Annotated in this window: 22 protein-coding genes and 1 pseudogene; 3 read left to right on the top strand and 20 right to left on the bottom strand. The window is 34.5% G+C overall.

Annotation, left to right across the window (positions count from 1 at the left end; translation table 11 throughout):
• Positions 1-56 precede the first annotated feature (56 nt).
• From pyk to AM499_RS02050, 7 genes are all read right to left on the bottom strand, one after another.
• Positions 57-1,817, bottom strand: coding sequence for a pyruvate kinase (gene pyk / locus AM499_RS02080; protein WP_053588639.1), 1,761 nt, complete (start codon positions 1,815-1,817; stop codon positions 57-59).
• A gap of 31 nt (positions 1,818-1,848) precedes the next feature.
• The gene (gene pfkA / locus AM499_RS02075; RefSeq protein ID WP_053588638.1) at positions 1,849-2,808 is read right to left on the bottom strand and encodes a 6-phosphofructokinase; all 960 of its coding nucleotides are present in this window, start codon (positions 2,806-2,808) and stop codon (positions 1,849-1,851) included.
• Between the two features lie 68 nt (positions 2,809-2,876).
• Entirely contained in the window at positions 2,877-3,830 is a 954-nt protein-coding gene (accA, locus tag AM499_RS02070) for an acetyl-CoA carboxylase carboxyl transferase subunit alpha (RefSeq protein ID WP_053588637.1), read from the bottom strand.
• Complete coding sequence (gene accD / locus AM499_RS02065; RefSeq protein ID WP_053588636.1) at positions 3,824-4,690, bottom strand: acetyl-CoA carboxylase, carboxyltransferase subunit beta; 867 nt, start codon at positions 4,688-4,690, stop codon at positions 3,824-3,826. Before accD ends, accA begins: the two co-directional genes overlap by 7 nt.
• A 44-nt stretch (positions 4,691-4,734) precedes the next feature.
• A complete protein-coding gene (locus AM499_RS02060; RefSeq protein ID WP_053588635.1) occupies positions 4,735-5,385 on the bottom strand; it encodes a FadR/GntR family transcriptional regulator in 651 nt (216 codons plus the stop codon).
• 108 nt (positions 5,386-5,493) lie between these two features.
• Positions 5,494-8,553 carry a DNA polymerase III subunit alpha gene (gene dnaE, locus AM499_RS02055; protein WP_053588634.1) on the bottom strand — a complete coding sequence of 1,020 codons (3,060 nt, stop codon included), beginning with the start codon at positions 8,551-8,553 and terminating at the stop codon, positions 5,494-5,496.
• Between the two features lie 15 nt (positions 8,554-8,568).
• Entirely contained in the window at positions 8,569-9,498 is a 930-nt protein-coding gene (locus AM499_RS02050; RefSeq protein ID WP_053588633.1) for a DHH family phosphoesterase, read from the bottom strand.
• Between the two features lie 93 nt (positions 9,499-9,591).
• Here AM499_RS02050 and AM499_RS02045 point away from each other — a divergent pair, with 93 nt between their 5' ends.
• Entirely contained in the window at positions 9,592-9,900 is a 309-nt protein-coding gene (locus AM499_RS02045) for a YtpI family protein (RefSeq protein ID WP_053588632.1), read from the top strand.
• A 45-nt stretch (positions 9,901-9,945) separates the two neighbouring features.
• On the opposite strand, the gene AM499_RS02040 is transcribed toward AM499_RS02045, so the two are convergent.
• Positions 9,946-11,253 carry a DRTGG domain-containing protein gene (locus AM499_RS02040; protein ID WP_053588631.1) on the bottom strand — a complete coding sequence of 436 codons (1,308 nt, stop codon included), beginning with the start codon at positions 11,251-11,253 and terminating at the stop codon, positions 9,946-9,948.
• Positions 11,254-11,317: 64 nt separating this feature from the next.
• Positions 11,318-11,998, bottom strand: coding sequence for a metal-dependent hydrolase (locus tag AM499_RS02035; RefSeq protein ID WP_053588630.1), 681 nt, complete (start codon positions 11,996-11,998; stop codon positions 11,318-11,320).
• A gap of 111 nt (positions 11,999-12,109) precedes the next feature.
• Here AM499_RS02035 and AM499_RS02030 point away from each other — a divergent pair, with 111 nt between their 5' ends.
• Positions 12,110-13,201, top strand: coding sequence for a M24 family metallopeptidase (locus AM499_RS02030; protein WP_053588629.1), 1,092 nt, complete (start codon positions 12,110-12,112; stop codon positions 13,199-13,201).
• A gap of 235 nt (positions 13,202-13,436) precedes the next feature.
• On the opposite strand, the gene AM499_RS02025 is transcribed toward AM499_RS02030, so the two are convergent.
• From AM499_RS02025 to ald, 3 genes are all read right to left on the bottom strand, one after another.
• Positions 13,437-13,787 (bottom strand): FluC/FEX family fluoride channel, encoded by a 351-nt coding sequence (locus AM499_RS02025; RefSeq protein ID WP_053588628.1) that lies wholly within the window; start codon positions 13,785-13,787, stop codon positions 13,437-13,439.
• Positions 13,784-14,149 carry a fluoride efflux transporter CrcB gene (gene crcB / locus AM499_RS02020; protein ID WP_053588627.1) on the bottom strand — a complete coding sequence of 122 codons (366 nt, stop codon included), beginning with the start codon at positions 14,147-14,149 and terminating at the stop codon, positions 13,784-13,786. The genes AM499_RS02025 and crcB overlap by 4 nt, the downstream gene beginning before the upstream one ends.
• Positions 14,150-14,228: 79 nt before the next feature.
• Positions 14,229-15,344, bottom strand: coding sequence for an alanine dehydrogenase (ald, locus tag AM499_RS02015; protein WP_053588626.1), 1,116 nt, complete (start codon positions 15,342-15,344; stop codon positions 14,229-14,231).
• 213 nt (positions 15,345-15,557) lie between these two features.
• On the opposite strand from ald, the gene AM499_RS02010 reads away from it, so the two are divergent.
• Entirely contained in the window at positions 15,558-16,010 is a 453-nt protein-coding gene (locus tag AM499_RS02010) for a universal stress protein (protein ID WP_053588625.1), read from the top strand.
• A 162-nt stretch (positions 16,011-16,172) separates the two neighbouring features.
• Here AM499_RS02010 and AM499_RS22175 read toward each other — a convergent pair whose 3' ends face one another.
• From AM499_RS22175 to AM499_RS01980, 8 genes and pseudogenes are all read right to left on the bottom strand, one after another.
• Positions 16,173-16,295 carry a hypothetical protein gene (locus AM499_RS22175; RefSeq protein WP_269432387.1) on the bottom strand — a complete coding sequence of 41 codons (123 nt, stop codon included), beginning with the start codon at positions 16,293-16,295 and terminating at the stop codon, positions 16,173-16,175.
• A 390-nt stretch (positions 16,296-16,685) separates the two neighbouring features.
• A complete protein-coding gene (locus AM499_RS02005; protein WP_053588624.1) occupies positions 16,686-17,081 on the bottom strand; it encodes a hypothetical protein in 396 nt (131 codons plus the stop codon).
• The gene (locus AM499_RS02000) at positions 17,014-17,790 is read right to left on the bottom strand and encodes a nucleotidyltransferase domain-containing protein (RefSeq protein WP_053588623.1); all 777 of its coding nucleotides are present in this window, start codon (positions 17,788-17,790) and stop codon (positions 17,014-17,016) included. The genes AM499_RS02005 and AM499_RS02000 overlap by 68 nt, the downstream gene beginning before the upstream one ends.
• Entirely contained in the window at positions 17,787-18,683 is an 897-nt protein-coding gene (locus AM499_RS01995; protein ID WP_053588622.1) for a pentapeptide repeat-containing protein, read from the bottom strand. Before AM499_RS01995 ends, AM499_RS02000 begins: the two co-directional genes overlap by 4 nt.
• Before the next feature lie 443 nt (positions 18,684-19,126).
• A pseudogene (locus AM499_RS21935) lies at positions 19,127-19,273 on the bottom strand (tyrosine-type recombinase/integrase); the annotation flags it as partial.
• A 221-nt stretch (positions 19,274-19,494) separates the two neighbouring features.
• Positions 19,495-19,899: a nuclease-related domain-containing protein gene (locus AM499_RS01990; RefSeq protein WP_053588621.1), complete on the bottom strand. Its 405-nt coding sequence runs from the start codon at positions 19,897-19,899 to the stop codon at positions 19,495-19,497.
• A gap of 553 nt (positions 19,900-20,452) precedes the next feature.
• Positions 20,453-21,643: an acetate/propionate family kinase gene (locus AM499_RS01985; protein ID WP_053588620.1), complete on the bottom strand. Its 1,191-nt coding sequence runs from the start codon at positions 21,641-21,643 to the stop codon at positions 20,453-20,455.
• Between the two features lie 68 nt (positions 21,644-21,711).
• Positions 21,712-22,641: a class I SAM-dependent methyltransferase gene (locus tag AM499_RS01980; RefSeq protein ID WP_053588619.1), complete on the bottom strand. Its 930-nt coding sequence runs from the start codon at positions 22,639-22,641 to the stop codon at positions 21,712-21,714.
• Positions 22,642-22,654: the final 13 nt, after the last annotated feature.

The following is a 22,654-nucleotide window of genomic DNA, read 5'->3' as shown; positions in this document are numbered from 1 at the left end:
GAATGATTGCCCCACCAATTATGGTGAGGCAATTTTAAATATTATCTGTAGACAATTTAAATGATACTTGCTTTTCCGTGATAAATAACTCCACTTTCTGCGTCTATCGTAAGCTCTTGTCCATTTTTGATTAATTTTGTTGCATTATTAACTCCAACAATAACAGGAATTCCTAGACTTAACCCAACTACAGCAGCATGGCTTGTTAAGCCACCTTCTTCTGTAATAAGTCCCTTACAGTTCTCGATCGCAGGAATCATTTCACGATCAGAACCAATTGTTACAATAATGCTATTAGATGTATCTTGACCTAATAACTCTCTTGAATTGTTCACGACAACCGCTTTTCCATAAGCAGTTAGTTTGCCAATCCCTTGTCCTTTAGCAACCATATCTCCAATAACATGAACTTTCATCAAGTTAGTTGTTCCTGCTTCTCCAACCGGTACACCAGCAGTAATTACTACTAAATCACCATGCGTTACATAATGATGAAGAATACTTTCTTCCACTGCCACCTCTAAAACCTCATCAGTTGAATATGCCTTCTTACCAACTATCGGATAAACACCCCAAACGAGTGTTAACTTTCTAGAAGGCTGAGTAGACGATGTTACTGCAATAATAGGCACACCTGGTCTAAATTTTGAAATCATTTTAGCTGTGTGTCCACTCTCAGTCGGTGCAATTACCGCTTTTACTTTTAAGTTAATAGCAGTATGTGCCACTGCTTGACCAATTGCATCCGTTAAGTTTACTTCTCGTCCTTTACTTAGTTTAGTAACAATCGAACGATAGTCAATTGCATTTTCAGTTCTTTTAGCTATTTTATCCATTGTTTGAACTGATTCTACCGGGTATAGACCAGCTGCGGTTTCACCAGAAAGCATAATCGCATCTGTGCCGTCTAATATAGCGTTTGCAACATCACTTGCTTCTGCTCTAGTAGGTCTTGGATTACGTTGCATAGAGTCTAACATTTGGGTAGCAGTAATGACTGGCTTTCCAGCATTATTACATTTTTGAATAAGACTCTTTTGAACTAAAGGAACCTCTTCGGCAGGAATTTCTACACCAAGATCGCCCCTAGCTACCATTAAGCCATCTGAAACTTGAATAATTTCATCTATATTGTCTACCCCTTCTTGATTTTCAATCTTAGGGATAATTTGAATATGTGAACCATTATTATTTTCCAGTAGCTCTCTTATTTCTAGTACATCTTTTGCTCGACGAACAAATGAGGCTGCGATAAAATCGACACCTTGTTCAATTCCAAATAAAATGTCTTTTGCATCTTTTTCTGTAATTCCAGGTAATTGCACAGATACTCCAGGAACATTAACGCCTTTGTTATTTTTTAGTGTTCCAGCATTTTGTACAAATGTAGTGATAATACCTTCATTCACATCTATTTTAGTAACTACTAATTCAATCAATCCATCATCAAGTAAAATAATCGAGCCCACTTGAACATCCTCGATCAATTTTTCATATGTAATCGAAAAACGTTCTTTACTACCTAATACTTCGTTCATCGATATTTCAATTGTTTGACCAGATACTAACTCAATAGCATCATTCTCCATTTTATGTGTTCGAATTTCAGGTCCTTTTGTATCAAGTAAGATCCCTACAATTTTACCTGCTTTGTTTGATACTTCTCTTATCTTTTGGATTCTAGCGGAATGCTCTTCATGGCTACCATGTGAAAAATTTAATCGAGCGACATTCATGCCTGCTCCAATTAATTGTTTTAACATTTCTTCTGATTCACTAGCCGGTCCAATCGTACATACTATTTTAGTTTTTCTCATATACAAGTCCTTTCTTTCAAGAAGATAATAATTAGATGGATAATTCCTTCGATAATTGATACATTACTGAATCAAAAACTTCACTCTTTTCAAAAGCTTCATTCATATCATAGTCTACCACTTGATGATTCTGTATGCCAACTGCACGACCTCCATGTCCAGCTAGTAATACTTCAACCGCTTTAGCTCCAAACATACTTGCCAATACACGGTCACGACCAGTTGGAGAACCACCACGTTGAATATGACCTAAAACGGAGACACGTGTTTCAATATTTGCTTTTTCCATTAATTTAGCAGCAAATTCAGATCCACTCATTACACCTTCAGCAACTATAATAATACTGTGCTTTTTACCACGAGCAGATCCACTTTTTAATCTTTCTACAACTTCATCTATATTATAGTCTACCTCTGGAATTATAATTGTTTCAGCTCCGCCAGCAAGACCTGCCCATAAAGCTAAATCTCCTGCGTCTCTACCCATTACCTCGACGATGAATGTTCGATCATGTGAAGTTGCTGTATCCCTTATTTTATCAATACATTCGATAACTGTATTTAAAGCTGTATCAAAACCAAGTGTATAATCCGTCCCTGGAATATCATTATCAATGGTCCCCGGAATCCCTACACAAGGAAAGCCATTTTTCGTTAGAGTCATGGAACCTCTATAAGAACCATCTCCCCCAATAACGACTAACCCCTCAATTCCATTTGCTTTTAATTGCTCCATAGCTTTTTGTTGTCCCTCCTCTGTTCTAAACTCAGGGCAACGCGCAGAATAAAGTTTGGTTCCACCTCGTTGAATAATATCTCCAACCGAACCTAAATCTAAAAGTTCCATATTTCCATCGATTAATCCCTGATAACCATGAAAAATACCTACTACTTCTAAACCTTCATATATTGCTTTTCTCACTACTGCACGAATTGCTGCATTCATGCCTGGAGCATCTCCCCCACTTGTCAATACACCGATACGCTTCACAATGATCCCTCCACTAGGTATTTACTACTCTAAGCTTAACATAAAAAATGCGTCTGAAAAGACGCATTTCACTCACTAAAAACTCCGATATTTTTAAATTTATTATATCTATCCTCAATTAGCTCTTCAGAGGATAATTTAGTTAATTGTTGCAGGGATATAATCAGAGCTTCCTTCAAAAAAGTAGCCTGTTTTTCTGGATCTCGATGAGCACCACCATGCACCTCTTTAATAACTTGATCTATAATCTTCATTTCCTTTAAATCGGGTGCTGTGATTTTCATTGCTTCAGCTGCTTGTTGAGCTAGAGCTGCGTCTTTCCAAAGAATAGATGCTGCTCCTTCCGGTGAGATAACAGAATAAGTAGAGTTCTCCAGCATATGGATATGATTTGCAACCCCTAGTGCTAGTGCACCACCACTTCCACCTTCTCCAATTACTACACTGATAACAGGCACTTTAAGTCCAGCCATTTCTACTAAATTTCTAGCAATAGCTTCACTTTGTCCTCTCTCTTCTGCAGCTTTACCAGGGTAAGCCCCTTTAGTATCTATAAAACAAATAATCGGACGGTTGAATTTTTCTGCTTGCTTCATTAAACGAAGTGCTTTCCGATAGCCTTCTGGATGTGGCATACCAAAATTCCGTTTAATATTTTCTTTTGTATCAAGTCCTCTTTGATGACCAATAATTGTTAAAGGTTTACCATCTAGTTGGCAAATACCAGCGATGATTGCAGCATCATCACCAAATAAACGATCCCCATGAAGCTCTATAAAATCAGAAAATATTAGTTTAATATAATCTTTTGTCGTAGGGCGATTAGGATGTCGAGCAACTTGAACACGGTCCCAAGGCTGCATATTTTCATAAATATCATGTTCTAGTTTTTCTAATCTCTCTTCTAATTTCTCTATTTCTTCTGTCATATCTATTTCTGTGTTCAGGGTATACTCTTTTAGTTCATCAATTTTTAATTTTAGTTGAACAATAGGCTCTTCAAATGGTAATGCTTTTACCATGATGTAACCTCCTTTTGTACATGCATTTTCACAAGTGAAGCTACAGTTGAACGCATATCTTTTCTGTGAATTACTGCATCTAGTTGGCCATGATCCAATAAAAATTCAGCTGTCTGAAAATTCTCAGGTAATTTTTCACGTACTGTTTGTTCAATTACCCGACGACCCGCAAATCCAATTAATGCTTTTGGTTCTGCTAGGTTAATATCACCAACAGAAGCGAAACTAGCTGAAACTCCACCTGTTGTTGGATGAGTCAATATCGAAATATATAAAAGTCCATGATCGCTATGTCTTCTAAGAGCAACGGATGTTTTCGCCATTTGCATTAAGGATAAAACACCTTCTTGCATTCTAGCTCCACCGCTAGCTGTGAAAATAATAAAAGGTACTTTTAGCATTGTAGCTTTTTCTATTGCTCTCGTTATTTTTTCTCCAACAACTGAACCCATAGAACCCATTCTAAAGTGTGAATCCATGATAGCTACGACTACTTTTTGTCCTTCAATTTCTCCAACGCCTGTTAACACAGCTTCATTTATGCCTGTTTTTTTAGCGTCAGATTTAATTTTTTCGGTATAGCCTGGAAAGTTAAGCGGATTATCCGTTTGCAAATGATCATCTAAACTTTCAAATGAATTATCATCTAAAAAAATTTCAACTCGTTCAAAAGCTGTCATTTTCATATGGTGATCACAAGAAGGGCAAACTTTTAAGTTTTTCATTAAGTCCTTTGTAAAAACATTCTTTCTACACTCAGGACATTTCATCATAATCCCTTCCGGAACTTCTTTATTAGCTTGATCAGGTATTGTTGCATATTTCTTTTTATGATTTTTTCTAAAAATATCTCGTATCATTTATTCTCTCCCCTATTCCTAAGAAAAGCTCAAGGTATCGATGACTATAAACTAATTTGATCGGTTGGGATGATAGCTAGCCATTGGATGTATAAATTTATAGTACTAACTTCATCGCCATTTTTTAAGCTATTTAACAGCTGGATCCAAATGTCTTTTTCCTCTAAAGACATCTGATTCTTATAAGGCTCTCCAGCAAATTGTTTTAATAAAAACCATATTTTTAAAGTAAGCCGATTATCGGAAATAATAATTATTTCTCGAATGATATCCTCACGTAAAACCTCTTCATTATTTAATCTAATTAGGAATGAGTCCCATATAGAATGTTTAGACAAGCTATCTGAAACACATATTGTACGAACTGCTTCTTTTTCTAAAGTTTCTCTTGTCTTGTGTACGTCTTCTTTAGATTTAGATTCCTGTAAAATAAATGTAGACAGTAGTTCTACTAATTGATGTTTACGAAAATCAGAAAGAAAAGTTCCTTCTCCTCTTCTTGTTTCAATTAACCCAAGTAATTCTAAACTTCTAAGTGCTTCCCTTACAGTTGACCTGCCTACTTGCAATCTTTCCGCCAATTCTCTCTCGGATGGCAATTTTCCGCCAACTGCTACATTCTCCTCGTTAATAAGATCTCTTAATTGTTTTACTATCTCTAAAAACATTTTGCTGGAATTATTTTTTGGAATCATACATCCTCACACTTCCATTAATTTCAAAGTGGTCTGACCACTCATAACTAATAGCATACAAAATTATTCTTAAAACGTAAAGAAAAAACTGTACAAAATTGTACAGTTCTAATTCCAAAGTGATTTTCCTATTATTTGTGTTTTCCCATTTCTACGTTCTGATTTTCCTTCAACGACAATAATTGACATTTCTTTCAACAAAGCATTATATTTCGCATATTCTTCAGGAAAAAGAGTTACCGAAATATTTCCAGTATCATCTTGTAATGTAACAAATGCCATTGATTCACCCTTTTTTGTTCTTATCCTTTTTATTTCTTCGATGAGACCAATTATTTTTACTTTCCATTCTTTTTGTGCTTGTTGAACGTTCCATATATTAGCTATTTGATCAGGATGATTTCTTTTAATGGAAACTGTAGGATGCTCAGAAAAATATTGACCTAACACATCTTTTTCAAATTGAAGTTTCATCATTAACGGTAATGGTTCGGTTTGTATATATTTAGATTTTCCAAAATGAGAAGCATCTCCGTTAAACAAATCACTCTCTTCCGTAGGGCTTACAAGCTCCGCATATTTTACTGCAGCATCTAACGTGGCGAGCAACGTAGACCGTTCTTCATCAAATTCATCTAAAGCACCAGCCTTAATAAGAGGCTCCACATTTTTTCTTGTAAAATGGACAGCAGTAAGATCGGCGGCAAAATCGAAAATATCATCCCAGTTAGTGGTTCTGTTCACTCTTTGCTGTGTTAATTTCTTGATAAATGCATGAGACACCCCTTTAATAGCATTTAAGCCAAAACGAACACCACCACTTTCAACAGAAAAGGATAGTTGGCTTTTATAAATGGAAGGAGGTAACACGCTAATATTTTTTTGTTTCATTTCAATTAAAAGTTGATTTATTTTTTCCTGATTTCCAACTGCAGTACTTAATAATGCACAGTAAAATGGAACAGGGAAATGAGTTTTTAAATAAGCCATTTGATACGAAATAACACTATAGGCAACTGCATGACTTTTTGGAAATCCATAATCTGCAAAACGAACGATTAAGTCGTATACAGTCGAGGCAGCCTCTTGTGTATGACCAAGTTGTATAGCCTTTTGAACGAAATGAGCTCGTTCTTTTTGTAAGATTTCACGATTTTTTTTACTAACTGCTCGTCGTAACAAATCCGCTTCTCCGAATGTAAAACCAGCCATTTGTGAGGCAATTTGCATGATTTGCTCTTGATAGACAATGATGCCATAAGTTTCTCTTAAAATTGGTTCAAGCACTGGATGTTCAAATGTTACAGCCTGCTGTCCTAATTTTCTTTTTGCGTACAATGGAATACTGTCCATAGGCCCTGGTCTAAATAAAGCATTAACCGCTACAATATCCTCAAATTTTGACGGTTTAATTTGCCTTAAAGCATTTCGCATACCTGCAGATTCAAGTTGGAAGACACCTGTTGTGTCCCCATTTTGAAGCATTTGATAAGTAGGTTGATCATTCAAAGGAATAGCCGCTAATGTGACTTTATTTGTCGTTTTTTTATTGATTAAAAATAGAATTCTCTCTATAATGGTCAAGTTCCTCAACCCAAGAAAATCCATTTTCAGTAAGCCTACCTGCTCCACTTCTTTCATCGGCCACTGCGTTAAATATATATCATCATGGCCACTCTGGATCGGTACTACGTCTACAAGTGGACTTGGTGAAAGTACTACACCAGCTGCATGAGTGGAAGCATTTCTCGGTAGTCCTTCTAAAGCAAGAGCGACTTGGAACCATTTTTTGCGGATTTCTTCTGTTTGTATAAACTCTCTTAACTTTTGTGATTGCTCATATGCACCTTTTAGTGTAATGCCAGGCTTGGATGGAATAAAGGATGAGATAGCTTCTAATGTAGAAGATTCAAACCCAAATACCCTCGCCACTTCACGCGCCACAGCTTTTGTTGAAAGAGTACCGAAAGTGATTATTTGGGACACATGTTGTTTGCCATACTTTTCAACAACGTATTGTATAACTTCCATTCTTTTAGAATCGGCAAAATCAATATCAATATCTGGCAAAGTAATACGTTCTGGGTTTAAAAACCGTTCAAATAAAAGACCATATTCAAGTGGATCTACATCGGTAATACTAAGAGAATAAGCTACAAGGGAACTTGCAGAAGATCCTCGTCCTGGTCCTGTTAAAATTCCAGCCTGTTTTGCAAACTTCATAAAATCCTGCACGATTAGAAAATAATCATCATACTTCATTTGACTTATAACGTTAAGTTCATACTGTAGACGCTCCACATACTCGGTCGTAATGTTTTGTACTCGTTTTATTAAACCCTCTTCGCAAAGTTGTCGTAAATGGTCTTTTGCCAATACGTTTGGAGGTAGAGGGAATTTCGGCATATGGTGGGTATGTTGTTCGAATGATAAGTGGCAGCTTTCTAGCATTTTTTTTGTATTGTCAAGCCAATTTGGAACATCTGAAAACCAATTCAGCCACTCCTCGTTTGAAAGAATGTGATAAGAATTAGTGGAAGGTTTTAAACGATTCATGTCAGACATTTTGAGGGATTGATCCATTGCATTTAAAACTTCGAATGCAAAAGAATCCTCTTTTTCTACATAGCGACTCATATGATAAGTAGTTATAGGAATAGAAAGTTCATCTGCAATCGATATTATTTCATGTTCGTTTTCCTTGATAACTCCATTTGGTCTTTCTATACCTACAAACAGGAAGGAAGGAAGAAATACTTTAGCTAATTCAGCTAATGCTTCTTTCGAATATTGCTGTTCACTGTAATAGACTGCAATTATTCCTTCTTTATAAGCTATTAGCCATTTTAGTGGTAGTTCTGAAAGTTCTCTTGTTTCTAGGCTACTTGTAATCTTCAAAAGATTTTCATAACCTCTGTTGTTTTTTGCGTATAAAATGATAGAACATATTTGAGTTTCTAATTGGAGCTTGATCGTTAGTCCTATCACTGGGTGAATTTGTTCTTTATTTAATTCATGCCAAAAAGGCAACATGCCATACAATTTACTATTTGTAATAGCGGCTGCCTTCGCATTATTCTTTTTCAACTTTTGAATTAGTTGGTCCAGTTGTATTGTACTTTTCAGCATATCCGCTGATGTTACAATTTGTGGATATACTGTTTCCATATAAGACACCTCTGTTTACAGCATTTTTAAATCCTTAATGACAACATCTGCTTCATCCCACGACTTTACGGAAGCTCCTGAAGCTAGTGGATGCCCTCCACCACCATATTTTTTGGCAATTTCGTTAATAATCGGACCTTTTGAACGAAGGCGAACACGAATTTCTTTTTCATCCTCGATAAAGAATACCCAACATCTCATTCCTTTTACGTCCGCTAAAGCACTTACTAATAAAGAAGCTTCCGATTCTGCAACATTGTATTTTTGTAATATTTCTCTTGTCAATTTAACAAAGCCTACACCATTTTCATCCATGCTAAAGTTTTCATATACATAGCCTTTTAAATGAAGTAAGTTACGTTCAACCTCATACATACCATTGAACAGTTCAGTACGATCAAAGCCATGAGAAAGCAATTGTCCTGCATATTTCATTGTTTGGAGCGTTGTACTTTGGAACATAAATCTTCCTGTGTCTCCAACAATTCCTGCAAATAATAATCTTGCAATACTTGCATCCAACTTCCAGCTTCTATATTCCTTCGCTTCTTCAAATAGTTCACAAATCATTTCACTAACCGAGCTCGCACTTGTGTTAACCCAGAGTAAATCTCCATAAGCATCATCATTTGGGTGATGATCTATTTTTATCAAATAACTACCTAGCTTATACCGATCATCATCTATTCTTTCTGTATTTGCAGTGTCTGTAACAATAATAAGAGCATCTTGAAAGTCTTCATCTAAAACTTTATCTGGTCGAGCTAAAAAGTCTAAAGTATTTTCATGAATTCCAGTAGCAAATACTTTTTTATTTGGATAGTTTAATGAAATGAGTTCTTTTAATCCTATTTGAGATCCATATGCATCCGGATCGGGACGTACATGTCTATGTATTATTATTTTGTCATAGCGTTCGATTGTGTCTATGATTTGTCTTTTCATTTCAAGTTCCCTCACTTCATCAGATTTACTATTCGCATTTTCACAAATTTCCCTATACAATAATGAAAGCTTAACTTTTATTGGGGGTCCATTATGATACTTAATTTTATCTTTATACTAGCCATCGTTGTTTCATTTGTTTGGTATTTTTATTTTAAAACGAAACAATTTCGCACCACTTTACCTATTCGAAAAAAATGGTTTGCCGCTAAAGCATCTATTTGTTTGGGAGCATTTATACTTTTTTTTGGATTAAATTTTCTTATCGTGTTCCCATCAACTCTTACATATGTAATCTCCGCAATTTTTATCCTTCTGGGAGGGTATTTTATGTATCATAATTATAAAGTATCCAAGCATTATGGACAATTCGTTCAAGAGGAATTAGATTTAAATAAATAACATATTTAATTGGAAATGATGCAGCTATAAAGCTGCATCATTTTTTCATCGTTCGAGCATTTGATAAGTAACCATTGCTTTTCCGACTAACTGTTTCTCATTAAATACTTCTATGTCCATTTTTGCTACTTTACGGCTCATTTCTAATACTTTAGCATGGATTCGTAAAATACTTTCTATCTGGATAGGCTTCGTATAGTAAATCGTCATATTTTCTACTACGCTTTCTCCTCGTTTTCGAATTTTCAAGGTTTGGGCCCCTGTTTCTGTCAATAATATAGAGAATGCGCCATACGACATAGCACCGTAATGATTCGTCATCTGCGGAGTTACTATAAACTCAAAAATGTATTCTTCAGCAGAAATTAGTTTAATTTGCTGCTTTACAATATCGTCTATAGTTTCTCCGTTTTGAGGCTGTCTTGAAGCAGCTTGTAATGCTTTCAATACATCCTGTCTACTAATGACACCTTTTAAGGAATTGTTATCACCTACTACGGGTAACAAATCTATTCCTTCCCAAATCATACGATGACTTGCTGAAGCGACACTAGTTTTAAGCGTGATGGATATTGGATTTCTCGTCATTACTTTGTCGATTAGCTCTTGACTATCTTTACCAATTACATCTCTTGCCGTCACAATGCCCACGAGCTTGTTCGATTTATCAACTACTGGGAATCCTCCATGTGTTGTCAATTGGTTTAATTCATGATAGCGATTAATTAGATCATTTGTACGAAGAAAAGATGTATCTTTTAAAGGAACATAAATATCTTCAATTAAAAGTACATCTTTTTTAATCAGTTGATCATCAATTGCCCGATTGATCATTGTAGCAACCGTAAAAGTATCATAGCTTGTTGATATTACTGGCAACTCCAAATCGTCCGCTAGTTTTTTTGTTCTATCAGAAACGTCAAATCCACCGGTTACAAGTACTGCTGCTCCTGCTCGCAGTCCTGATTCATGTACTTGAAGACGATTTCCCACAATTAACAAGTTACTCGGCTCTACATAACGCATCATGTCTTCTAATTGCATAGCACCTATAACGAACTTATTTAGTGTTTTGTAAAGACCAGACTTCCCACCCAATACTTGTCCATCTACTATATTTACTACTTCAGCATAAGTTAATCTTTCAAAATGTTCTTTTTTCTTTAGTTCAATTCGAATCGTTCCAACTCGTTCAATTGTACTAACTAGCCTTCTGTTTTCTGCTTCTTTTATCGCACGGTATGCTGTCCCTTCACTTACCGTTAAATCTTTCGCTATTTGTCTAACAGATATTTTATCCCCAACAGGAAGTTTTTCTATATACGCTAAAATTTGCTCATGTTTTGTTGTCATGTAGTCACATCCAAACGATTGTTATACGCTTATTGTACCACATTATATATATTATCTAGCTATGTTACAGTCTTACCATCTCACCCGCTTGTAGTATTTGTACTTCTGCAGTTGACACTAATTCCTTAAAATGATTTGGGTCTTGTTTTATAGGTGGGAAAGTATTGTAATGTATCGGGACAACTACCTTTGGCTTTAATAGTTCAGTAGCATAGGCTGCGTCTTTTGGACCCATAGTAAAATTATCACCTATTGGTAAAAATGCTACGTCAATATTATTTCTCTGCCCAATTAGTTGCATATCTCCGAACAGGGCTGTATCACCTGCATGGTAGATGGTCTTACCTTCTGCGGTAAATAATATTCCAGCTGGCATACCAGTGTAAATTGTTCCATCTTCATTTGAAGTAAAAGAAGAACTATGGAATGCTTGTGTAAACTTTACTTGTCCAAAATCAAATTCATATGCTCCACCTAAACCCATTTCATGTGTATTTAAACCCTTTGTACCTAGATAAGCAGCAAGCTCAAAAGGCGCTACAACAAGTGCATTAGACTGCTTTGCAATTTCAATAGTGTCTCCGACATGATCATTATGTCCATGTGTCAATAAAATTACATCTGGCTTTTCCTCAGAGGCCGTTAAATCAGTTAAACCATTTCCGGTGATAAAAGGATCGATTAAAATCGTGTGCGTATTTGTTTTAATTTTTACTACAGAATGTCCATGATAACTAATTTGCATAAGTAATCCGCTCCTTTTGGTTAATTTTCTCTCTGTATTTCATTCAACGTAGATGCCAGAAATCCTTTATTCTGATATCCTTAACTTATAAATATTAAAAGAGGTGCCATGATGAAACAAGTAGAAAGAATTCAAAGTTTTTTAAAGTCTAATAATATTGACGCTGCATTCATAACGACTCCAGATAATGTATTTTATTTTACTGGATTTAGAAGCAATCCGCATGAACGTTTGCTTGGTGTTTTAATTTTTAAGGATGCTGCACCATTTATCATTTGTCCGCAAATGGAAGTTCCAGATGCTTTGGCAACTGGTTGGACTGGTGATATTGTTGGTCACCAAGATACGGAAAATGCTTGGGATATCGTAGTTCAAACCATTCAAAACAAAGTTGGCGTTATCAACTCATTAGCAATTGAAAAAGCACATTTAACTGTCGAACGCCAAGAAGCTATACTAGAGAGAATACCTGCGATTCAAATTTCAAGAATCGATGAGGCGATCAATAAATTACGTGTTATTAAAACAGAAGATGAATTGGTAAATATGAGAAAAGCTGCTGAGCTTGCTGATTTTGCAATTGAAGTAGGTTGCAAAGAAATTGCTGAAGGAAAAACAGAGCTAGAAATTTTAAATGCAATAGAAAATGCAGTAAAAGAAAAAGGCGGATATCAAATGTCCTTTGATACGATGGTATTAAGCGGACCTAAAACGGCTTCTCCACATGGTAATCCTGGTGATCGTAAAATACAAAAAGGTGACTTTATCCTATTTGATTTAGGCGTTGTTTATAATGGCTACTGCTCAGATATTACTAGAACTGTAGCATTTGGTGAACCAACAGAGGAAAAACGTGAAGTTTATGAGACTGTACGCCGTGCTGAAGAGGCTGCAGTAAATGCAGTCAAACCTGGTGTAACTGCTATGGAGCTTGATAAAATTGCTCGAGACGTAATTACAGACGCTGGATACGGAGAGTATTTTACACATCGTTTAGGCCACGGTCTTGGGATTTCAGTACATGAATTTCCATCGATCACTGGTGTAAATGAGATGAAACTAGAAACTGGCATGGTATTCACTATTGAGCCAGGAATATACCATCAGGATATAACAGGTGTACGTATTGAAGATGATGTGGTCGTTACAGAAAATGGTGTTGAGGTACTTACAAAGTTTCCTAAGGAATTGATAGTTCTATAAAAGCATCCACACGAGAGCTTTAAGACTGTTGATCTTATATAGGAAATCTGGTTTACCGAAGCTTACCGCTCGCTTTCCGCGGGCGAGCGCCGAGCCGCTTCGTCGCTACGCTCCTGCAGGGTCTCGTCTGTCTCGCTTTCCCGCAGGAGTCGAGCGGACGCTTCTCATATCCAATAAAATGTGAAGGATATTTACACGTTTGTAGACGAACTAAAGCATCCTACGAGATGCTTTTTTATTTTCCTATATAGAATCCTAGAAATGCTAAGCCTAGGCCTCCCAAATAGGTAGCGGCAAAATAGATAAGCCATTTTCGAGGATATTTTTGAAGTGTAAGTAATTCTTTATTAAAGGTTGAAAAGGTTGTAAAAGCACCGAGAAATCCTACTCCTAGAAGTAGAACATGATATTTATCAAGACCTAAATGAATACTGTACCCCAATAAGAAAGATCCGCTTAAATTAACAAGAAGTGTGCCAAACGGTAATTTATGATCAGGATTGTTAAGCTTTTGGGATATGTAAAATCGAACGATGGATCCTATAAACCCTCCAATAGCTACAGCGCCAAGATGTAAAATACTCATTTACTTCCCTCACTCTTCCAACCTAATTTACTCATCAGAATGCCACCAATCATACTGATCAATACGTATACTATAGACATTAGATATTCACCTCTATTAACTAATTCCACTGTTTCCAAACTAAATGTAGAGAAAGTTGTAAAAGCACCTAAAAATCCCGTAGTTATGGCAGTTTGTAAAGTCAAAGGTAGCCTACTTTTTGGCAGTACTACTGATGATAAGTAAGCGAGTATATAACAACCTACTAAATTAACCGCTAATGTGGCAAAAGGGAATATAGAGTCTGTAAACAATAAAAGTCCGATTAAATACCTTAATAATGCCCCTAGTGCTCCAGCTACTCCTACAAGCAAATATGCCATTTTTCACCACTCCATCTTAATAAATAAAAAACAGAACACCCAAAGTTATAATACCTTTGGGTGTTCAGAACTAAATATTTTAGTTTAAAAGCGTTGTAACATCTACATAAGGAAGATTTTGTGCTTCCGCAACCGCTTTAAAAGTAACATGACCAGCTAAAGTATTGATACCTTTTTGTAATGCTAGATTATCCAAGCAAGCTTGTTGATATCCTTTGTTAGCAATTTGCAAAGCATACGGAACAGTTGCATTCGTTAGTGCCATTGTTGAAGTTCTAGGAACTGCTCCTGGCATATTAGCAACTGCATAATGAACAACACCATGCTTTTCATAAGTTGGGTTATCATGCGTTGTAATGCGATCAGAAGTTTCAAAAATTCCACCTTGGTCGATTGCAATATCAATTACAACAGAGCCAGGAGACATCGATTTAATCATTTCTTCTGAAACAAGTTTTGGAGCTTTTGCACCAGGAATTAAAACTGCTCCTACTACTAAGTCTGCTTCTTTTACTGCTTGTCCGATATTATATGGATTTGAAATTAATGTTTGAACATTACTACCAAATAAATCTTCTAACTGACGAAGACGATCAGGATTTAAATCGATGATTGTAACTTGTGCACCCATACCTACAGCTATGTGAGCTGCATTTGTTCCAGCAATTCCCCCACCTACAACTGCAACTTTCGCACGTGGTACTCCTGGAACACCACCAAGTAAAATTCCTTTACCGCCATTAATTTTCTCTAAATATTGTGCACCAATTTGTGTTGCCATACGACCAGCAACTTCACTCATTGGCGTTAATAGTGGTAATGAATTATTCGGAAGTTGAACCGTTTCGTAAGCAATAGCAGTTACTTTCTTTTCTAATAGAACCTTTGTCAAATCTTCTTCAGGTGCTAAATGTAGATAAGTAAAAAGGATGGATTCTTCTTTAATCAGATGAAACTCATCATGAGTAGGTTCCTTTACTTTCATAACCATTTCTTGATTCCATGCTTCTTGTGCAGTATTTACAATTGTTGCACCTGCTGCAATATAATCCTCATCTGTAAAACTTGAACCTAATCCCGCTCCAGTTTCAATAATCACTTCATGATTGTGAAGTTTTAAAGTAACTACACCCGCAGGCGTCATAGCCACACGATTTTCGTTATTTTTAGTTTCTTTTGGTACACCAATACGCATTTCCATATCCCCTTATGTACATATTTTAAGTAATAAAAATGAAAACGTTTTAAAACACTTCCATTTTAACATTTATATAGGAAAATTACTTCAATAAAATAATAATTATATGGATAAGTTCACAAGTTGTTCTTAAAAACTTACTCTAAGTAGAAGGAATACAAAAAGAAATCTCGAAATATATATATATAACAAGAATAGGAGGTTTTAATTATGACATTAAAATACAAACAAATTCTAGTTGCAGTAGATGGTTCTAAAGAGGCGGAGCTTGCTTTTAAAAAATCTGTATCCATTGCAGCAAGAAACAATGCCACTTTAAACTTGATTAACATTATTGATACAAGATCATTTGCTGCAATCGAGGCTTATGACCGCTCTATCGCTGAACGAGCTCAAGTTTTTGCAGAAGAATTATTAGATGGATATAAAAAAGAAGCTCTTGCAGGCGGCGTTGCAAATGTGAACATAATCGTTGAGTATGGCTCACCAAAAACAATGATTTCAAAAGACATCGCAAACAAAGTAGAAGCAGATTTAATTATCTGTGGGGCAACTGGTTTAAACACAGTAGAACGCTTCCTTATCGGTAGTGTATCTGAATACATCGTTCGCTCCTCAAAGTGTGATGTTCTAGTAGTTCGTACTGAAGAAACAGAAAGTTAAATCCAAAAGAGGTAGCCCTGTTGGGCTACCTCCCTTTTTATAATACCTCCAATCTCATCGTATCTCTGGCAATCATTATTTCTTCATTCATCGGAATTACAATTACTTTTACTGGTGAATCGACCCTTGATATGACAACATTTCTAAGTATTCTTAAGCCAATTATACCATTTCAGTTGTGATTGCTCCATCATATGTAAAAATGGTTATGATTTCTTTTCTATAATCATGTACTCTAATTGAACGACCATAACTCCATTTTAGAATTAATAAAGAGCCTAACATACGTCAGATCTCTCCCATATATCAATAAATTAATTGAACAAGCTCTTCTTTTGTAATACCAACGAAGTATTTAGGGACGTCTACGTTTGTTAAGAGAGTCTAACCTCTTACTAACTTGGTTAGATAATCTTTCTAATATTGGAAAGTATATTGAAAATGTTCATTAAATAAGTCAATTCGGTAATTTATATTTTTCTACTAGTAATTCTGTACACTAACTTATTAATATATTTATTATCAGATTTTAGTTATGCTCTACTTTTATTTTTCCTTTTTGACTTAATTTAGCTAAGTGTAATCCACTGAAAAAAACTACTGTAAATCAAAGCATACTAAACCAAAATTTTATTAACAGGTACTTACTTCAAATAAATTATTAGAGATTCCTCTTTATACGATCTCTTCATACAATTGAATATAATCTCCAATGTATTCAATTAATAAATCCAATTTTGCATTCTTCTTATTTTCCCGAGTACTTGTTCCCCCATAACCTAAATTTCCACTTCTATTATTAACTATATTATTTATTTCCAAACTCAACTCAACTAACTTTTTTATATTACTATCTAATCTTAGATTTTGTTCTTCCATTTCTTTAATGAACTTTTTGTAATGATAGCGAGATATTCCCCATAATCGAATCCCGTAATTCTCAATTAAAAGATTTTGAGAAGATAAAAATAGCTCGCGTTCAAATAGGCTTAATTTTTCATAATTAAATACTAAAGTTTTGTCTTTTTTCAATTTTTTCAAGAATATCTTCATGTTTGGTAATTTTTCCAACATTTTGTCCTCCACTTTCAATAATCTCCCTCGATAAGGTAAATAAGTTATCAATTTCTGCTAAAATCTTTAACATATTTACTCCTGTAGGAAAATTTAAATTTAAATCAATTGCTCGAGTATAGCTTAGTCTCCATCTAGATAATAAAATATAATTTTCTCTACTAAGAGGTAAAACGCCAATAATTTCAAGTAGTTTATCGTAAACTGAAATTCTACCAAAGGTAGGATAAGATAGCTTAAAACAAGTAAGAAGACATACATTTCTACAAATAAAAAATAATTGGGATAAATCAAATTCATTCATTCCATTTGCCTTCAAACTTGCTTTTGCATTTATATAAAGTTTTTTATACAGTGAAAGGTTATACTGAAACTTGGTGAATGGAACTAAGTTGTTATATAAATTGATATTTGATTTTTTATAAATGATTCTACCTTCAAGTTTTAAATGCCATATAAACATTGAGCCTTCCAATAACAATTGTTTGTATGTACTTATTTGATAAAGAGATATTCTGATGTTATCAAATAATAATTTACTTTTTAAGATATCTATGATTTCTTCTATTCTATCTTGTGGAATATCCTCAACCAATAGAAATATATCCACATCTGAAAAATCATCTTCCTCTCCTCTTGCTTTTGAACCGAAAAGAACTATACTTAACAATCCTTCTATTTGTTCAAAGTCATAATATTTATTCACTTCACTATCCTCCTGTATATACCAGAAATTAATAAACCAAAGAAAATTAATCCAAAAATATTCTCAACTACAAAAAGTAGTTTACTCCCTAATCCAATTGGTGTGTAATGTCCGTATCCAACAGCTGTAAAATTAGTATAACTTGCGTACAAAGATTGCCAAAAGTTTAGTTCGGTCTTGATGCTTCCAGTTACAGATGTAGCAAGATAATCCTCACCTGTTAAGATATATATTAAAAAAGCAAATATTAAAATCGTTAAGAATGCGGTTCTAAACAAACGAGTTAATTTTAAACCGTAACCCCAAACAAAATCATTCATCACTAAGATAATAAAATGATAAAATGATACAATTCTTGAAGACACATCTTCCTTTTCTCGATAATAACTTGTCTTACACAATGCCCTTGCTAAAAAAAGTTCTTTTTCAGTGTCAATAATTTTCACTAATAATTCGTCACTCGATTGGTTATCACCTAAGTCTAATTGATTTTTCCTTAATTCTTTCAACAAAGCAAGTTTTAAGTTTGCTTCCGTCGGTAAACAGCCCAATACTTCTTTAATATTTAATTTGCAATTCCTGAATTTCACATATCTTAAATTACATGAATTGAACTTAGCGTTTTCTAAATCACAATCAATAAAAGTTGAACCAGTAAAATCTACATTCACAAATTTCGCATATCGTAAATAACAATTTTCCAAAGAAGACCTTTTTATTGATAGGGAAGAAAATTCAGAGTTTTTCATTCCTAAATTTATTAATTTGCTTCTCAATATATTAATTTGTAATAATTTCACGTTATATAAATCTTCATCAAGAATTTTAACTTGATTTAAATTAGAATGTATAGGCTCTTTCTGTAATTCAACTAAACTATATTTTTCATACATTTAAATGCAACTCCCACAATTATCTTCATATCTAAACTTCCGTTCCTTATTACCCCACTTTTTCATTATAAAAAATCCAAGTAATCTATATACTAAAAGGAAAATGGTAATAGAATATTTAAATCTATTATACTATTTATTTCTAAAATTAGGTAAATTTTTTAGAGAATATGAACAGTAGAATTGGTGCGCTCAAATCTTAAATAAAAGCCCTACCTTAATTACTTTTCCATCTCTTTTTGATCCTTTAAATTGAATACTTGCCTTAGGTAAATTTCTTTGTACATATTTACCTAGAAGATTATTTATATCATCCTTAGCTTACTCGGACTGGCGTTTAGGTAACACATTCTTATATTAATTATAGTCATGGGTGATTCTAATTACTTTTGTAAGTACTACAGCTACTTTTCTTCATCTTCATAAAGTCTCGTTTTTAATCCTCATAGGTAGTCTCTCAAATTAGTTGCTACCTCTTCTACATCTAAATCCAAATATTTTGTTGTGATCGCCAAGTTCCTATGTCCCAAAGCTTTTGAAATTAGAGCAATATTAGTTCCTTTTTCCAATAAGTTCTTTTCATAACCACGAAAGTATCTAAATCTAAAATGGATAGAAGAATAGTTATATCATTCTACTTAGCACCCTATTTTTTATCGAAAAAACTTTGTTTCTATCCATTTATTTGATTAGTCTCTTGTCAGAACTCCCTTCGACAAAAGAACGTGATATAACAATGTTAATAGAGCATTAACCTTAGTATCAAAAAAGAGCCCAACATACGTCAGACTCTCTTCCATTTATCAATAAATTAATTGAACAAGCTCTTCTTTTGTAATACCACCGAAGTAATTGATACAAATTGTGTATCATCAGCTGTATCTAGAATTCTTTTAATCGCTTGTATATGACCATAATTCTGATTAAATGGATTCATCATTGGAAATTTTCCATTGACACTCCACTTAGCTCCGCTCCTATCTCCATAAATAGTACCAGAGTAGTTTTTAGTCTCTACAACAAATATCACATAAGGATTAAAGATAACATGGTCTATTTGTGAATAACCTGACTCTGCTTTATTGTTATGAATTAACACATCGCTTAGATATATACTGTTCTTAGTTAGTTGGTCATGTTGTAGATTTACCTTATTTTCACCAAGCTCACCAATTCTTGTAGAGGTAATATTGGATTTGTTTTTTTGTATTATCATTTTTAACAGGAGAAACTTTTTCAGTAGAATCTCCTATAAAAACCTTTTTTAGAATTGTTGAAAAAATATAACATCAACTCCTCCCTCTATTTACGGCTGTTCTAGACACTATTTAGATACAAAAAAACTTCTAACCCTGTTAATAGAATTTGAAGATTTTTTAGCATGTTCGATTATTAATATTATTATTAAAAAGCAACCATTTACTCATAACTAAACCATAGGCTTTTGACTTAAAACCATCGAGCTTTGCATATAAGAAACCTTGAACCTTACTTTTTTGATTTATTTTCTGATTAAAAGTTAAGCTAGTCAACTTATCTACAAACTCAACTTCGTCAGCGGGAACAGGTCCTCTTGCAGAAATTTAAAATCTAATGTACAAGTTCCTTTAAAAGCTAAACTTCGAAATTATAGCTAGCTCTGACTCTTGAAAATATTAGAGCGTTATGAAACTTAGGTCTTTTAGCAAATACGTCTCATATAATTGATTTCCTAGAAAACTTTATAATTGAAAATTGGATTTTACTAGTAGCAAAATCGTTCAAACCCTTTATAATTCCGCTAATCTCATCGTATCTCTCGCAATCATTATTTCTTCGTTCGTTGGTATGACGATTACTTTTACTGGTGAATGTGGGTAATTTATAAACGTTTCTTTCCCTAGTAATTGGTTTAAATCAGGATCCATATAAACACCCATAAATTGTAGTCCGCTTAAAACTTTTTCTCGAATGACCGAGCTATTCTCTCCGATACCTGCAGTAAATATTATTGCGTCTACTCCATTCATTCGAGCAGCATAAGAGCCAATATATTTGTGAATACGATTTGCAAAAACATCTAGGGCTAACTGTGCTCGATCATTTCCTTTGGAAGCCTCGTTAACGATATCACGAAGATCACTGGAAAATCCAGATACTCCTAGCATACCAGATTTTTTGTTTAATATATCTAGTACTTCTTCTGCGCTTTTACCCGTTTTTTCCATTAAATAAGGGATGAGTGCTGGGTCGAGATTCCCCGATCTTGTTCCCATCGTTACTCCGGCAAGAGGTGTGAATCCCATTGAGGTATCGATTGATTTACCACGATTGATAGCAGCGATACTTGCACCATTACCTAAATGGCAAGATATAAATCGAGTAGTCTCAATAGGTCGATTTAACATCTCTGCTGCACGATAAGCTACAAACTTATGTGAGGTACCATGGAAACCATATTTACGGATGCCATACTTCTTATAATAGTCATAAGGAATGGAATATAAGTATGAGCTCTCTGGCATTGTTTGATGAAAGGCAGTATCAAAAACTGCTACAGCAGGAACATGCGGTAATTCTTTCGCAACCTCACGTATACCTGTAATATTTGCTGGATTATGTAACGGTGCCAGCTCAGATAGCTCATCTAATTTTTCCATAACCTTTTCATCGATCAGTATAGAATCACTGTAGGCTTCCCCACCATGTACTACACGATGTCCAACTCCATGTATATCCTCTAAAGAGTGAATGACATCTTTTTCTAACAGCTGTCGAATGATTAATTTAACAGCTTGTGTATGGTTTTCAACATGTTCAATTAATTGAGTACGTCCACTTTCTGTCGTCATCGTAAAAATTGGCTCGCTCAAACCAATTCGCTCGATTAACCCTTTTGCAATTACTTCTTCTTCTGGCATTTTGAGCAATTGAAACTTTAAAGAAGAACTTCCTGCATTAATTGCTAAAATATTTGCCATAAAAAAACGCCCCTTCTATAAACTAGTACGTTAATTGTACCTTTCATAGAAGGAGCGAGCAACAATGATTATTTAGCGTTTTCTTCTTGCCATATGTCAATTTTTTTAAAAAAGAGTTCCATTGCTTCTTTGTTCGACATATTTGGTACTTTTGCAAGTAAAACTTCTCTTGGAGCTTTTAAAGTCTCATTTTTCTTTTGTATGATTAATAAGCTTTTTTCTTGTCCTTTTGATTTGAAAATAGTTGACGGTAATTGGATAACAGCTTGAATCCAACCATTGTCTTTCAAGAATTTATGCAGTTTTGGAGCTTGTTTCGATTCAAAAATTGTTTCAGGTACTAAAAAGTATAACAAGCCACCTGGTTTCACATGTTTCATCGACTGCTCGATAAACAAGTGATGTGCATAAGACATCTCTTCTTCACTATGTAGGAAGTAGTCTTTTGCTGATTCTGATTCAGGATAATATCCAACTGGCAGATCACTTACAACAATATCAACAGGATCGATTAGTAAAGGCTGTAGAGCATCTTGTCTAAATAGTTGTACGTCGAAACTTAATAACTCTCCTGTTTGTGCAGCCAACTGGATTAACAAATCATCAATTTCCACTCCAAATGCATGGTTCTCTGTTGGTAATGCATTCATTACTGTATAAAGTAAATTACCTGTTCCTAAGGCAGGGTCTAAAATTGCCAATTCCTTTTTGTCTTTCGACATTTCCTTCACAAAATAAGCTACTAGTAATCCAATCGCATCTGGGGTCATTTGATGATTGACTTGAGCAGATTTTTTCATACCTTTAAGTATCGCCAGTTGTACAGCTTTTCTTATTTGTTCCTTGCTAGGATTAATGATGGAAGGCGTTTTTTTGTCTGTTAACCATAATTCCAGTGCATAAATAACTCCCTCTAAATAGGTAACAGATGCTTGTTCTTCTATAAAGCTACTCTCTTGATCGATAAACGTAAAAATTTTTTCTACATTTGTGTGCATATTTATCCCTCAT

This window comes from Bacillus sp. FJAT-22090 (assembly GCF_001278755.1).
In the GTDB taxonomy this organism is placed as follows: domain Bacteria; phylum Bacillota; class Bacilli; order Bacillales_A; family Planococcaceae; genus Psychrobacillus.
This window is presented reverse-complemented; position numbering and strand designations above follow the sequence as displayed.

What these genes read in the sequence shown, in the direction of transcription:
- crcB (WP_053588627.1), bottom strand. Translation starts at nt 14,149, where the DNA reads ATGGCATATTTGCTTGTAGGAGTAGCTGGAGCACTAGGGGCATTATTA.
- AM499_RS01980 (WP_053588619.1), bottom strand. Translation starts at nt 22,641, where the DNA reads ATGCACACAAATGTAGAAAAAATTTTTACGTTTATCGATCAAGAGAGT.
- dnaE (WP_053588634.1), bottom strand. Translation starts at nt 8,553, where the DNA reads ATGGAAACAGTATATCCACAAATTGTAACATCAGCGGATATGCTGAAA.
- ald (WP_053588626.1), bottom strand. Translation starts at nt 15,344, where the DNA reads ATGCGTATTGGTGTACCAAAAGAAACTAAAAATAACGAAAATCGTGTG.
- AM499_RS02060 (WP_053588635.1), bottom strand. Translation starts at nt 5,385, where the DNA reads ATGATTCCAAAAAATAATTCCAGCAAAATGTTTTTAGAGATAGTAAAA.
- AM499_RS02030 (WP_053588629.1), top strand. Translation starts at nt 12,110, where the DNA reads ATGAAACAAGTAGAAAGAATTCAAAGTTTTTTAAAGTCTAATAATATT.
- AM499_RS02040 (WP_053588631.1), bottom strand. Translation starts at nt 11,253, where the DNA reads ATGACAACAAAACATGAGCAAATTTTAGCGTATATAGAAAAACTTCCT.
- AM499_RS02010 (WP_053588625.1), top strand. Translation starts at nt 15,558, where the DNA reads ATGACATTAAAATACAAACAAATTCTAGTTGCAGTAGATGGTTCTAAA.
- pyk (WP_053588639.1), bottom strand. Translation starts at nt 1,817, where the DNA reads ATGAGAAAAACTAAAATAGTATGTACGATTGGACCGGCTAGTGAATCA.
- AM499_RS01990 (WP_053588621.1), bottom strand. Translation starts at nt 19,899, where the DNA reads ATGATAATACAAAAAAACAAATCCAATATTACCTCTACAAGAATTGGT.
- AM499_RS02035 (WP_053588630.1), bottom strand. Translation starts at nt 11,998, where the DNA reads ATGCAAATTAGTTATCATGGACATTCTGTAGTAAAAATTAAAACAAAT.
- AM499_RS22175 (WP_269432387.1), bottom strand. Translation starts at nt 16,295, where the DNA reads ATGTTAGGCTCTTTATTAATTCTAAAATGGAGTTATGGTCGTTCAATT.
- accA (WP_053588637.1), bottom strand. Translation starts at nt 3,830, where the DNA reads ATGGTAAAAGCATTACCATTTGAAGAGCCTATTGTTCAACTAAAATTA.
- AM499_RS01985 (WP_053588620.1), bottom strand. Translation starts at nt 21,643, where the DNA reads ATGGCAAATATTTTAGCAATTAATGCAGGAAGTTCTTCTTTAAAGTTT.
- AM499_RS02050 (WP_053588633.1), bottom strand. Translation starts at nt 9,498, where the DNA reads ATGAAAAGACAAATCATAGACACAATCGAACGCTATGACAAAATAATA.
- AM499_RS02025 (WP_053588628.1), bottom strand. Translation starts at nt 13,787, where the DNA reads ATGAGTATTTTACATCTTGGCGCTGTAGCTATTGGAGGGTTTATAGGA.
- AM499_RS02045 (WP_053588632.1), top strand. Translation starts at nt 9,592, where the DNA reads ATGATACTTAATTTTATCTTTATACTAGCCATCGTTGTTTCATTTGTT.
- AM499_RS01995 (WP_053588622.1), bottom strand. Translation starts at nt 18,683, where the DNA reads ATGTATGAAAAATATAGTTTAGTTGAATTACAGAAAGAGCCTATACAT.
- accD (WP_053588636.1), bottom strand. Translation starts at nt 4,690, where the DNA reads ATGATACGAGATATTTTTAGAAAAAATCATAAAAAGAAATATGCAACA.